The 12337-nt window shown below is 72.1% G+C and carries 11 protein-coding genes; 4 read left to right on the plus strand and 7 right to left on the minus strand.

What is annotated here, in order from left to right:
- Positions 1 to 195 precede the first annotated feature (195 nt).
- Together KBX08_RS18870 and KBX08_RS18875 are read left to right on the plus strand one after the other, a co-directional pair.
- Positions 196 to 1161: an acyl-CoA desaturase gene (locus KBX08_RS18870; protein ID WP_210784778.1), complete on the plus strand. Its 966-nt coding sequence runs from the start codon at positions 196 to 198 to the stop codon at positions 1159 to 1161.
- A gap of 224 nt (positions 1162 to 1385) precedes the next feature.
- On the plus strand, positions 1386 to 2084 hold the full coding sequence (locus KBX08_RS18875) for a TetR/AcrR family transcriptional regulator (RefSeq protein ID WP_210784779.1): 699 nt from the start codon (positions 1386 to 1388) through the stop codon (positions 2082 to 2084).
- A gap of 6 nt (positions 2085 to 2090) precedes the next feature.
- Here KBX08_RS18875 and KBX08_RS18880 read toward each other — a convergent pair whose 3' ends face one another.
- The 6 genes from KBX08_RS18880 to KBX08_RS18905 form a co-directional block, all read right to left on the minus strand.
- The gene (locus tag KBX08_RS18880; RefSeq protein WP_210784780.1) at positions 2091 to 2567 is read right to left on the minus strand and encodes a DUF4383 domain-containing protein; all 477 of its coding nucleotides are present in this window, start codon (positions 2565 to 2567) and stop codon (positions 2091 to 2093) included.
- A gap of 193 nt (positions 2568 to 2760) precedes the next feature.
- A complete protein-coding gene (locus KBX08_RS18885) occupies positions 2761 to 3216 on the minus strand; it encodes a DUF4383 domain-containing protein (RefSeq protein WP_210784781.1) in 456 nt (151 codons plus the stop codon).
- A gap of 100 nt (positions 3217 to 3316) precedes the next feature.
- Positions 3317 to 5122, minus strand: coding sequence for an ABC-F family ATP-binding cassette domain-containing protein (locus KBX08_RS18890; RefSeq protein ID WP_210784782.1), 1806 nt, complete (start codon positions 5120 to 5122; stop codon positions 3317 to 3319).
- 120 nt (positions 5123 to 5242) lie between these two features.
- A complete protein-coding gene (locus tag KBX08_RS18895) occupies positions 5243 to 6190 on the minus strand; it encodes a 4-(cytidine 5'-diphospho)-2-C-methyl-D-erythritol kinase (protein ID WP_210784783.1) in 948 nt (315 codons plus the stop codon).
- An 86-nt stretch (positions 6191 to 6276) separates the two neighbouring features.
- Entirely contained in the window at positions 6277 to 7146 is an 870-nt protein-coding gene (gene rsmA, locus KBX08_RS18900) for a 16S rRNA (adenine(1518)-N(6)/adenine(1519)-N(6))-dimethyltransferase RsmA (protein ID WP_210784784.1), read from the minus strand.
- A 46-nt stretch (positions 7147 to 7192) separates the two neighbouring features.
- Entirely contained in the window at positions 7193 to 8092 is a 900-nt protein-coding gene (locus KBX08_RS18905) for a TatD family hydrolase (RefSeq protein ID WP_210784785.1), read from the minus strand.
- 129 nt (positions 8093 to 8221) lie between these two features.
- Between KBX08_RS18905 and KBX08_RS18910 the strand changes: the two genes are divergently transcribed.
- Complete coding sequence (locus tag KBX08_RS18910) at positions 8222 to 9469, plus strand: hypothetical protein (protein ID WP_210784786.1); 1248 nt, start codon at positions 8222 to 8224, stop codon at positions 9467 to 9469.
- 42 nt (positions 9470 to 9511) lie between these two features.
- Here the strand turns inward: KBX08_RS18910 and metG are convergent, their stop codons facing one another.
- Positions 9512 to 11314, minus strand: coding sequence for a methionine--tRNA ligase (gene metG, locus KBX08_RS18915; protein WP_210784787.1), 1803 nt, complete (start codon positions 11312 to 11314; stop codon positions 9512 to 9514).
- Positions 11315 to 11463: 149 nt separating this feature from the next.
- On the opposite strand from metG, the gene KBX08_RS18920 reads away from it, so the two are divergent.
- The coding region (locus tag KBX08_RS18920) for a hypothetical protein (protein ID WP_374101954.1) at positions 11464 to 12337 on the plus strand (874 nt) is incomplete at its 3' end.

Genomic DNA, 12337 nt, shown 5'->3' on the forward strand with positions numbered 1-12337 from the left:
CTGGGGATGGTCGGCCCGCAGCTCGACCGCCCGGCTTCCCGGGTCGGTCAGGTACCCGCCGCCGGGCCGACTGACCTGCGACTTCGAGCAGTTACGCGAAGGCGATTCGAAACTTCCCCGTGCGATCTACGGTGCCGTAAGTTACGGTGACGTAGGCGTAGCTTCGTGATCGTTACCATCCCCCTGCGAGGTCCCATGTCCACTGCTCTGCTCGATTCCAACACCGCCGGACCCGGCCCCAAACCACTCACCGACGGCAGCCAGTCCCCCGGCATCCTGGCCGCCCTCTGGGCCTTCGTGGTGATCCCCTTCGTCGCCCTGCTGGTCGCCGTACCGGTGGCGTGGGGCGGCTGGCTGGGCTGGACCGACGTGATCATCGGCCTGGTCTGGTACGTCGTCTCCGGGCTCGGCATCACCGTCGGCTTCCACCGCTACTTCACGCACGGCTCGTTCAAGGCCAAGCGGTGGCTGCGGGTGACTCTGGCGGTCGCGGGTTCGCTGGCGGTGCAGGGCGAGATCATTCAGTGGGTCGCCGACCACCGGCGCCACCACGCGTTCTCCGACCTGGAGGGCGACCCGCACTCGCCGTGGCGCTTCGGCACCAGCTTCTGGGCGTTGACCCGGGGCCTGTTCCACGCACACGTGGGCTGGCTCTTCCGCCGGGAGCTGTCCAACCGCGGCCGTTTCGCACCGGACCTCATCGCCGACCGGGACATCAGCCGGGTCGACCGGCTCTTCCCCGCGCTGGTGGCCATCTCGCTGCTCGGCCCGGCGCTGATCGGCGGCCTGGTGACCTGGTCCTGGCAGGGCGCACTGACCGCGTTCTTCTGGGCCGGGCTGGTCCGGATCGGCCTTCTGCACCACGTCACCTGGGCGATCAACTCGGTGTGCCACGTCTACGGTGAGCGTCCGTTCGCGATGCGCCAGGGCGACCGCGCGTCGAACTTCTGGCCGCTGGCGATCCTGTCGTTCGGCGAGAGCTGGCACAACCTGCACCACGCCGACCCGACCAGCGCCCGGCACGGCGTGTTGCGCGGTCAGGTGGACATCTCCGCCCGGGTGATCTGGTTGTTCGAGAAGACCGGCGCGGCAACGCAGGTGCGCTGGCCAAAGCCCGAGCGCCTCGCCGCCAAGCTGGTGAAGCCGGTCGCACCCCACTGAAACCGGGCGGTGCACGACGATGCCGCCTGGCAGGATGGCCGGGTGACCGAGCCATGCGGGGGGACCAGGCGGCTCGGCGGACGGGAAGCCGAGCCCGAGCCGGGTACGGTCGAACGGCGCGTCAGGGCGGTCGGACCGCCCGACAGTGAGGCGACGACGTGAACGGGCACAGCGGAGGAACCATTCCACGGCAGGGCGTCACCGAGCGCCAGCGAGGCGGCGACATGCCCGAGGCCAGCGACGAGGCGGCGGCAGCTGTCGGCGGCCGACGGGCGACGCCGACGGCGGCACCGAAAGCCAAAGCTCCCTCCCGGGTCCGCATGTCGGCGGCCCAACGCCGGGAGCAGTTGATCGCGACCGGCCGGCAACTCTTCGCCGAGCGCGGTTTCGACGCCACCTCCATCGAGGAGGTGGCGGCCCGCGCCAAGGTCTCCAAGCCGGTGGTGTACGAGCACTTCGGTGGCAAGGAAGGGCTCTACGCGGTGGTGGTGGACCGCGAGGTCCGGGCCCTGTTGGACCGGATCACCACGGCGTTGACCGCCGGGCACCCGCGGGAGCTGCTCGAGCAGGCGGCGTTGGCCCTGCTGACCTACATCGAGGAGGAGGCGAGCGGTTTCCGGGTGCTGGTCCGCGAGTCGCCGCTGATGTCCGGCACGGCCACCTTCAGCAGCGTCATGAACGACGTGGCGCACCAGGTCGAGCACATCCTGGGCGCCGAGTACAAGAGCCGCGGGTACGACCCGAAGCTCGCCGAGCTGTACTCGCAGGCGCTGGTCGGCATGGTGGCGTTGACCGGTCGCTGGTGGTTGGAGGTGCGTAAGCCGCGCAAGGAGACGGTGGCGGCGCACCTCGTCAACCTGGCCTGGAACGGGTTGTCGCACCTGGAGGCGAAGCCGACGCTGATCACCGCGCGGCGCAACTGACCCCGATCAGCGGCGGTGCACGTCGGCCACCGGGTGCTTGCGGTGTTCCAACTCCGCCTCGGCGGATTCCGGTGGACCGACCTTGTCGTAGAGGCCGGTGCCGAGCAGGATCAGGCCGAACAGCATCGACACCACCACTGTCGACATCGAGAAGTTGAGAAAGTTCGCTCCGGTCTGCAGCACCGACATCATCAGGATGCTGGTCACCAGGAACACCACGCCCGCGGTGAGGTTCATGTAGTGGCCGAGGTTGGTACGCCGCGAGGCCCCGATGATCAGGACGATCCCGAAGATCACCGAGGCGAGCGAGAAGGCCAGGTTGGTCCGGAGCCCGAGGGCCCAGGTGCTGGTGCGGGCGAAGAGCGGGTCCCCGATCGTCTCGGCGACGCCCCAGACGCCGAAGACCAGGATGTAGACGCCGATCAGCCCGGAGAGGACCCGGTAGAGCGGCCGTGCCGGATGGTTGACCGGAAAATGCGGCATGCCCAGACCCCCTGATGCGACCGTTTCAGGGGAATTGTCGCCCAGGCAAGCACTAACTGTCCGCAGAACCCCAAAGCCGAAGGGGTCCGCCGACAGGCTGGACCGAGTCAGGTTTTCGCCGGAGCCCGAGCAAGCCTGACCGCCCGGAGCAGCTCGGGCTCCGGCGAAAACCCACGGCCGCGACCAAAGGGATTCAGAGAACGAGACGAGCCTTCTGGAACGCCTCCGCCTCGTCCTCCGTGCCGACCTTGCCGTACATGCCGACCATGAGCAGCACCAGCGCGGCCGTCATCACCACGACCACTGTGGTGATGCTGAAGTTGAAGATGTTGGCGTCGGTCCGGATGAACGCGAGACCGGCCAGGCTGACCACCATGAGGGTGTACGCCAGCCACTGGTTGATCGCCACGTCGATGTTGCGGCCGAGCGCGGTGCCGACCAGCACGATGATCCCGAGCAGCACGCTGAGCAGCGAGAAGCCGAGGTTGGTGCCCTGACCGAGGACCCGGGTGTCGTCCTGGGCGAGGATCTCGTTGCCGGTGCTCGCGATGATGCCGAGCACACCGAAGACGACCAGGTACAGACCGGTCAGCCCGCCGATCGCCCGGTAGATCGGCCGCGCGGGGTGGTTGACGGGGGTGTGTGCCATGTCTGTGTCTCCAACGCCGTGGGGTAGGTGTCGCCGACGATTGTCTCGCATGTGGTGGTGTGACGCCGCACACGGGGCCCAGGCCGGCGCGCCCGGCCGGTCAGCTCTCGGGCAGGTCCTCGGCGAGGGTCATCCAGCTCTCCTCGATCCGCTCCCGTTCGGCGCGCAGATCCTTGAGCTGGGTGTCCAACTCGGCGACCCGGGCGTAGTCGGTGGCGTCCGCCGCGAGCTGATCGAGCAGCGTGGTCTCGCGCTGGTCGAGCTTGCTGAGCTGCCGCTCCAGCCGGGTCAGCTCCTTGCGGGCCTGACGGACCTCGGCGGCGGACATGCCACCTCCCGAGGGGGTGCCGGGCGCGGAGGTCGAGGTGACGCCCACCCGAGGAGAGCCGGCCCGCTCGGCGGTCCGCGCGAGGTATTCGTCCACACCGCCCGGCAGGTGCACCAGTCGACCGTCGCCGAACATCCCGTACGCCGTGTCGGTGACCCGCTCGATCAGGTACCGGTCATGGCTGGCCACGATGATCGTGCCGGGCCACGAGTCGAGCAGGTCCTCCAGCGAGGCGAGGGTGTCCGTGTCCAGGTCGTTGGTGGGCTCGTCGAAGAGCAGCACGTTGGGCTCGCCGGCCAGCAGCCGCAGCATCTGCAACCGGCGGCGTTCCCCACCGGAGAGGTCACTGACCGGGGTCCAGAGGCGGCGGTCGTCGAAGCCGAACACCTCGGCGAGCTGCGCGGCGGAGACCTCCCGGTCGCCGAGCTGAACCCGGCGGGCGACCTCCTCCACCGCCTCCAGCACCCGCAGGTGCCCGGGCAGCTCGGTGAGCTCCTGGGAGAGGAACGCCGGCCGCACTGTGGAGCCGGTGCCGAGGCGACCGCCATCGGGGCGGGTGATGCCGGCGAGCATCCGCAGCAGCGTGGTCTTGCCAGCGCCGTTGGCACCGAGGATGGCGATCCGGTCGCCGGGGCCGACCAGCCAGGTGACGTCGCGGAGGATCTCCTTCGGGCCGGCGTGCAGCTCGACGTTCTCCAGGTCGTACACCTGCTTGCCCAGCCGGGAGGTGGCCATGCGCTGCAACGACATGGTGTCGCGGGCCGGCGGCACGTCGGCGATCAACGCGTTCGCGGCGTCGATGCGGAACTGCGGCTTGGAGGTCCGCGCGGGCGGGCCACGGCGCAGCCAGGCGATCTCCTTGCGGAGCAGGTTCTGCCGGCGGGCCTCGGTGGCGGCGGCGACCCGCTCGCGCTCGGCGCGGGCGAGGGTCCAGGCGGCGAAGCCACCCTCGTAGGCGCGGACGGTCTGGTCGGCGACCTCCCAGGTGTTGGTGCAGACCGCGTCCAGGAACCACCGGTCGTGGGTGACCACGACCAGGGCGCCCTTACGGCCGACCAGGTGCCGGGCCAGCCAGTCGACCCCGCCGACGTCCAGGTGGTTGGTGGGCTCGTCGAGGATGAGCAGGTCGGAGTCGCGCACGAGCAGCGCGGCGAGCGCCACCCGGCGACGTTCGCCACCGGACATCGGGCCGACCGGCTGGTCGAGGCCGAGGTGCGGCATGCCGAGGCCGTCGAGGATGCCTCGCACCCCGGCGTCGCCAGCCCACTCGTGCTCGGCGCCCATGCCCTCGGCGAGCCAGGCGGTGCCGAGCACCACGTCCCGGACGGTGGCCTCGGGAGCGAGGGTGAGCTGCTGCGGCAGCCACAGCACACGCAGGTCACGGCGGTGGGTCACCCGACCGTCGTCGGGGTCCTCCTGCTTGGTGAGCAGTCGCAACAGGGTGGACTTGCCGGCACCGTTGAGGCCGACCACGCCGATCCGGTCGGCGTCGTCCAGGCCGAGCGAGACGTCCGTGAGCAGCCGCCCGGCGGCGCCGTACCCCTTGGACACCCGGTCCAGATTGACGATGTTCGCCACGTTCCACCCTTCATGATCAAGGCGTCCCGATGCCGGCGGGCACCTGGACGCCTGTCCCAAGGGTACGCGGAAGCCCCGAACGCCCGCGCCGCGCGCCAGCAGCTCCGGTGGAACGCGTCGTCAGCCGACGCGGGCGCCGGCTACCGGACCGTGCGCGACGCGCGCCTCCCGGCAGACGCCCGCTGCGGTCAACTCGGCGGCGATGCGCTCCGCGTCGGCCGCGTTGGTGGCGAGAAACACGCAGGTCGGGCCCGAGCCGGAGACGATGCCGGTGAGCGCGCCGGCCGCCTCGCCGGCCTTCAGGGTGTCGGCCAGCGCCGGGCGCATGGCCAGCGCGGCGTCCTGGAGGTCGTTGCCGAGCGTGCGGGCGAGCACCCGGGGGTCACGCTGGCGCAGCGCGCCCAGCAGCGCGTCGGTGCTGCCCAGCGGGGCACCGGCTGCGCCGGTGTCGCGCAGCCGATCCAGCTCCCGGTACGCGGTCGGGGTGGAGAGACCGGCGTCGGCGATCGCCACCACCCAGTGCCAGGAGGTGGGGCGGGCCAGCACGGGGCTGATCGCCTCACCCCGGCCGGTGCCCAGCGCGGTGCCACCGTAGATCAGGAACGGCACGTCGGAGCCGAGGTCGGCGGCGATGCCGGCCAGCTCGTCGCGGGACAGCCCGGTGCCCCAGAGCGCGTCGCAGGCCACCAGCGCGGCGGCTGCGTCGGCGCTGCCACCGGCCAACCCACCGGCGAGCGGGATCTGCTTGCGCAGGTGCAGTCGGGCGTGCGGCAGCACCCCCGCGTACCCGGCGAGGGCGTGCGCGGCGCGGATCACCAGGTTGGTGTCGTCCAGGGCCAGCTCGCCGGTGCCCTCACCCTCCATGGTCAGCGCGAGGGTGTCGCCCCGACGGGCCGTCAGCTCGTCGTAGATCGAGATGGCGTGGTAGACCGTGTTCAGCTCGTGGTAGCCGTCCCGGCGCAGTGGGCCCACCCCGAGGTGCAGGTTGACCTTCGCGGGCACCCGAACCCGCACCGGGCCGATGGCCCCGCGTGGCTCGTCGTCGTCCGGTCGCCAGGCCTCGGTCACGGGGTGATGTCCCGCATGCGCAGGCGGATGTCGAACGGCTTGGCCACGATCAGCTCCTCAGCGTCCTGGGCGGGCACCGCGTCAGCCTACTTCGCGGCCGGCGTACCGACCGGAGCCGACGCGGCGATGGCGGCGAACTGCTCGACGGTCAGTGACTCCCCCCGGGCGCCGGGGTCGACGCCGGCGGCGGTGAGCGCCGCGGCGGCCCGGTCCGCGCCACCGGCCCAGCCGGCCAGCGCGGCGCGCAGCGTCTTGCGCCGCTGCGCGAACGCCGCGTCCACCACTGCGAAGACCCGCTGCCGCGGTACGTCGGTGCGGGGCGGCTCGTGGCAGGTGAAGGAGACCAGGCCGGAGTCGACGTTGGGCACCGGCCAGAACACGTTCGGCGGCACCTTGCCGGCGCCCCGGGCCTGGGCGTACCAGGCGAGCTTCACCGACGGAATGCCGTACACCTTGGAGCCGGGGCCGGCGACGAGCCGGTCGGCGACCTCCTTCTGCACCATCACCAGACCGTGTCGCAGGGTGGGCAGCACGGCGAGCAGGTGCAGCACCACGGGCACTGCGACGTTGTAGGGCAGGTTCGCCACCAGCGCTGTCGGTGCCGGGTCGGCCAGTTCGGCGGCGGCGATGCGCAGCGCGTCCGCGCGGTGCACTGTGAGCCGGGCGGCGTCGGCCCCGGCGTGCCGCGCGACGGTCTCCGGTAGCGCTCCGGCGAGCACCGGGTCGATCTCCACGGCGTGCACGTGCCCGGCGACCGGCAGCAGCCCCAGGGTCAGCGAGCCGAGCCCGGGCCCCACCTCCAGGGCCACGTCGTCGGGGGTGAGGCCGGCGGCGGTCACGATCCGGCGCACTGTGTTCGGGTCGTGCACGAAGTTCTGGCCCAGCTTCTTGGTGGGCGCGACGCCCAGCCGGGCGGCGAGTTCCCGGATCTCCGCCGGGCCGAGGAGACCGGTCATGGCTGGCAGCGTAGCGACGGGGTCGGTGCCGACCGTCGGGCCGGGCTCACCATGGGCCGAACGCCCGGTCGCCGGTGGCGGAGATGGCCGCGCACAGCTCGTCCAGGTCGCTGCCGGTGGTCGCGGCGAGCGCGCGAACGGTGAGCGGGATCAGGTACGAGGCGTTCGGCCGGCCGCGGTACGGCATCGGGGTGAGGTACGGGGCGTCGGTCTCCACCAGTATCTGATCCACCGGGGTGAGCGCGGCGGCCTCGCGCAGCGCCGTCGCGCTGCCGAAGGTGACGGTGCCGGCGAAGCTCAGCAGGTAGCCGCGGCGGACGCACTCGCGGGCGAAGTCGGCGTCGCCGGAGAAGCAGTGCAGCACCACCCGGTCGGGAGCACCCTCGTCGTCGAGGATCCGCAGCACGTCGGCGTGCGCGTCGCGGTCGTGGATGACCAGCGTCTTGCCGTACCGCTTGGCGATGGCGATGTGCGCCCGGAAACTCTGCTCCTGCGCGGCACGCCCCTCGTCGCCGGTCCGGAAGAAGTCCATTCCGGTCTCGCCGATCCCCCGGACCCGATCGCGGGCGGCGAGTGACTCGATCTCCCGCAACGCCTCGTCGAGGTCGCTGAGCCGGGGTGCCTCGTTGGGGTGCAACGCCACGGTGGCCAGCACGGCGGGGTACCGGTCGGCGGTGTCCGCGCCCCACCGGGAGGAGGCGACGTCCACGCCCACCTGGACCAGCCGGTCCACGCCGACCTTCGTGGCCAACGCGATGGCCACGGCAACCGGGTCGTCGGCCGGCCCGCCGCCGGGCACGCCGGCCTCGCTGACCGTGATGTCCAGGTGGGTGTGGCTGTCCAGTACCGCCCGGGGCAACGACTCGGGGGCGGGCGGAAACTCTCCGGCCCGCCGGGCGGCACGCTCGCGACGGGATTCAGTGGGCTCGCTCATCAGCGACAGCATCACACACCGGGCCTGTCCATCTGCCCGCCACCCGACGTTCACCCCGGCTACGCCGCGCGACTCTACGGTCGCTCACGAGCGGACGCGACAGCGTGCGGACCCCATCCCACCGAGCAGCGAGGCGACGGCATGAGCGTCACCCCCCAGGCCGGTGGCAGCGCCGGCGAACGGACCGGACTGCACGTGGCGTTCGGCGGCGGCCTGTACCCGGCCGAGGAGATCGCCCGAGGCGCCGCGTACGAGTTGTTCAGCGCCGACGAGGTGGCCGGCTTCGAGTGGGCACCCCGCCCGGGTAGCGCCCTGCCGTGGCACCGGTTCGTGCACGTCACCGAGGTGACCGCTGTGCACGGGGCCACCGAGCCGGCCGACGAGCCGGAGACGCCGCTGCTGATGCCCGCTCACCGCGAGCGGGGTTGGGCGTACCTGCACCAGCTCAGCCAGCAGCCGGCGGCGGCGGACGACCCGATGCTGGCGGCGGCGCGCGCAACGGCGGTGGTCCGGCGGGGCACCCGGATGATGAAGGTGCTCTCGGCCCAGCAGCTCGCCGGCTACGTACGGGGTTGGCTGCCGCACGGCTTCTGCTACCGCGAGCACGATGTGGCGCACCTGCGTACGCCGGCGACGACGACGGTGCTACGTACCGATGGTGACGCTGGCCGGGACGGCCCGGACGTGGCGTACGCGCTGCGCTGGCGCGCGTCCGACCCGGGCGACTACGACGTGCCGGTGGGCCCGGCACACAGCGGCCTGACCGCGCTGGCCTCCCGGGACCGGCTCGGCGCCCCGGTGCTCGGCACCGGCTTCGTGCCCAGCAACGGTCAGCTCGTCCCGGAGTTCATCACCCGGGACTTCGCCGACCTGCCGATGCCGGCGAACGCCGCTCTCATCGCGTACCCGGCGGAGGGGGTGGAGGTGGTGCTGTACACCTACCAGGCCGAGCAGCGCGGGTGGCTGCGGATGGTGGGCCCGCAGTGGCGGCACCTGCTGGCCGCGGTGCCGGGCCTCTCACCGGACCAGGAGTACGTGCCGAACGCCGACACTCCCCGCTCCACCCAGCTGGTCGGCATGTACGGCGACAGCGAGTACGAGGCGGTCGCCGACCTACCCGGTGGGTTCCGGGTGCTGGCGATGACCCGCGCGGCCCGTTACCCGGTGGACGCGGTGGCCCGCCGGCTCCGGTTCGCCCAGTGGCGGGGGGCGCCGTGCCTGGTGCTGCGGGAGGAGGCCGGCTGGCTGCGGGTGCGCCTGCGCTACCCGAACCCGGACACCGTGGTCACGACCGGCGCGCAGTGTCAGGAACGCGGCGTCTACGAGGCCTGGGCGCCGGGCGCCGAGGTGACCGACGACCAGGTGATGGACACCCGGTACGCGATGTGACGGCGCGCGGCGGCGGGGCACCCGCCGCCGCGCGTCGTGCGTTCAGTCGGCGAGCCGGGCCAGTTCCTCGTCGACGATCGACGGGTCGAGCTTGCGGAACACCGGCTTCGGCGCGGCCAGTGGGCGACCCGCCTCGATCGACACCGACTCCCAGCGCGCGCCGACGGTGTAGTCCCCGGTGAGCACCGGGTACGCCGGGCCGCCGTCCAGGTCGTCGACCTGCTCGATCACCGGCATCGGCGCGTGCACACCGGTGCCCCCGAGCAGCTCGTGCACCTGCTGCGCGGAGTGCGGCAGGAACGGGGTGAGCAGCGTGTTGGCATCGCTGATCACCTGAAGGGCGACGTGCAGGACGGTGCCCATCCGGGGCTTGTCCGCCTCGTCCTTGAGCTTCCAGGGCGCCTGCTCGGAGAGGTACCTGTTGGCCTCGGCGACCACCTTCATGGCCTCACCGATCGCCTGCTTCTGCCGGTGCCGGCCGATCAGGTCGCCGACAGTGGTGAACCCGCTCCGGGCGACGGCGAGCAGCGCCTCGTCGGCCTCGGTGAGCCCGGCCGGGTCGACCGGCGGGATCGCCCCGAAGTTCTTCGCGGCCATCGAGACGCACCGGTTGACCAGGTTGCCCCAACCGGCGACCAACTCGTCGTTGTTGCGGCGCAGGAACTCGGCCCAGGTGAAGTCGGTGTCGTTGCTCTCCGGGCCGGCGGCGGCGATGAAGTAGCGCAGCGCGTCGGCGTCGTAGCGCTCCAGGAAGTCGCGAACGTAGATGACCACCTTGCGGGACGAGGAGAACTTGCGCCCCTCCATGGTCAGGTACTCGCTCGAGACCACCTCGGTGGGCAGGTTGAGCCGACCCAGCTCGCCCGGCTCACCGTCGCGGGAGCCCTCGCCGGAGTAGCCGGAGAGCAGCGCCGGCCAGATCACCGAGTGGAAGACGATGTTGTCCTTGCCCATGAAGTAGTAGGACTGGGCGTCCTTCCCCGCGCCGTCGGCGGACCAGTACTTGCGCCACGCGTCCGGGTCGCCGGAACGACGGGCCCACTCGATCGAGGCGGACAGGTAGCCGATCACGGCGTCGAACCACACGTAGATCCGCTTGTCCGACCTGTCGCGCCAGCCGTCGAGCGGGATCGGTACGCCCCACTCCAGGTCACGGGTGATCGCCCGGGGCTGGAGGTCGTCGAGCAGGTTGCGGGAGAACCGCAGCACGTTGGGCCGCCACCCCTCACGGGTGTCCAGCCACTGCCGCAGCACCTCGGCCAGGGCCGGCAGGTCCAGGAAGAAGTGCTCGGTCTCGACGAACTTCGGAGTCTCCCCGTTGATCCGCGACTTCGGGTTGATCAGGTCGATCGGGTCCAGCTGGTTGCCGCAGTTGTCGCACTGGTCGCCGCGGGCGCTGTCGTACCCGCAGATCGGGCAGGTGCCCTCGATGTAGCGGTCGGGAAGAGTGCGCCCGGTGGACGGGGAGATAGCGCCCATGGTGGTCTTCGGCACGATGTAACCGTTGCGGTACATCCCCTCGAACAACTCCTGCACCACCGCGTAGTGGTTGCGGGTGGTGGTGCGGGTGAACAGGTCGTAGGAGAGACCGAGGCCGTGCAGGTCCTCGACGATCACCCTGTTGTACCGGTCGGCCAGCTCGCGCGGGGTCACCCCGTCGGCGTCGGCCTGCACCTGGATCGGGGTGCCGTGCTCGTCGGTGCCGGAGACCATGAGCACGTCGTGGCCGGCCATCCGCATGTACCGGGCGAAGACGTCGGAGGGAACGCCGAAACCGGAGACGTGGCCGATGTGGCGGGGGCCGTTGGCGTACGGCCAGGCCACTGCCGCGAGAACGTGACTCATGAGCAGTGAGCCTAGTGACCCGTCCGGGGCGTTCGCGAACCAATGGGGGGTGACCGACCGCCGGACCGGACCGACCACCTCGCCCGTTGGTCCGATTTGTCGCCGACACGCGGCTCAGCTGCCCGTTTCACCTCCTGGCGCGGTGTGCAATGAACGTCGTGACGGGCAGAGGAGCGGCGCGGGACCACGAGGACCGTCCCACCGGGTCGGCGGTCGGCGACGACCCGGGGCCCGAGCCCGCCGCGTCCCGGGTCGCCGGGGTCGCGCCGCAGCCCCGGTTCGTGCCCAGCGCCGACCCGGGTGCACAGCGGCCCACCCCGGCGGGGAGGTCCGCCGCCCCGGCCCGCCCCGCGCCGGCGGCGCCGTCACCCACACCGACTCGTCCGACCCCGGGGGCACCCGTACCCAGCCCGGTCCGGCCCGGCTCGTCGGGCCCGCCGGCCGGCTCGGCACCGGCCGGCGCGGAGCCCGTCGAGGTGGAGCCGACGACCGGCGCGCCGGTGGACGCGGTGCCGCGTCGGGTGCCGGTCCGACAGCAGGGCCGCCGGCAGCGCGACAGTGGGCCCGACGGCGACCCGCCGGACGACGACGGCGCTTTCTGGGCACCGATCGAGCAGGTGCACTGGGACGGCACCCCGGTCCGTAAGGACGCGGCACCCGCGCGGCTTCGCGGCTTCCGGCTGGCGCGGCGCCGGGCACCAAGCCGCACACCCCCGCCGCCGGATCCGCTGCCCGGGCTCGCCGCGCTGGTGGTGCTGAGCCTGGTCGCGGCCTTCTTCGCCTGGGTCAGCGCCGGCCCGTTCTGGCTCGCGGTCGGGCACGCCCGGACGGGCACCGTGGTGATCGACGACTGCTCCGGCGGCGGACTCACCCTGCGGTGCCGGGGGATCTTCACGGCCGAGGACGGTCGGTTCATCGCCCATGGTGTCCGGGTCAGCGGCGTGCCCGTAGAGGGGAGCCCGGCCGGCACCGCGCTGCCGGCGCGGATGACCGGCCCGGACAGCGGTACCGCGTACGCGGACG

This window comes from Micromonospora sp. H61 (assembly GCF_018070325.1).
GTDB lineage: Bacteria > Actinomycetota > Actinomycetes > Mycobacteriales > Micromonosporaceae > Micromonospora > Micromonospora salmantinae.

Coding starts and splice junctions, on each gene's coding strand:
- KBX08_RS18870 (WP_210784778.1), top strand. CDS start 196: ATGTCCACTGCTCTGCTCGATTCCAACACCGCCGGACCCGGCCCCAAA.
- KBX08_RS18875 (WP_210784779.1), top strand. CDS start 1,386: ATGCCCGAGGCCAGCGACGAGGCGGCGGCAGCTGTCGGCGGCCGACGG.
- KBX08_RS18880 (WP_210784780.1), bottom strand. CDS start 2,567: ATGCCGCATTTTCCGGTCAACCATCCGGCACGGCCGCTCTACCGGGTC.
- KBX08_RS18885 (WP_210784781.1), bottom strand. CDS start 3,216: ATGGCACACACCCCCGTCAACCACCCCGCGCGGCCGATCTACCGGGCG.
- rsmA (WP_210784784.1), bottom strand. CDS start 7,146: ATGACCGGTCTCCTCGGCCCGGCGGAGATCCGGGAACTCGCCGCCCGG.
- KBX08_RS18905 (WP_210784785.1), bottom strand. CDS start 8,092: ATGCTGTCGCTGATGAGCGAGCCCACTGAATCCCGTCGCGAGCGTGCC.
- KBX08_RS18910 (WP_210784786.1), top strand. CDS start 8,222: ATGAGCGTCACCCCCCAGGCCGGTGGCAGCGCCGGCGAACGGACCGGA.
- metG (WP_210784787.1), bottom strand. CDS start 11,314: ATGAGTCACGTTCTCGCGGCAGTGGCCTGGCCGTACGCCAACGGCCCC.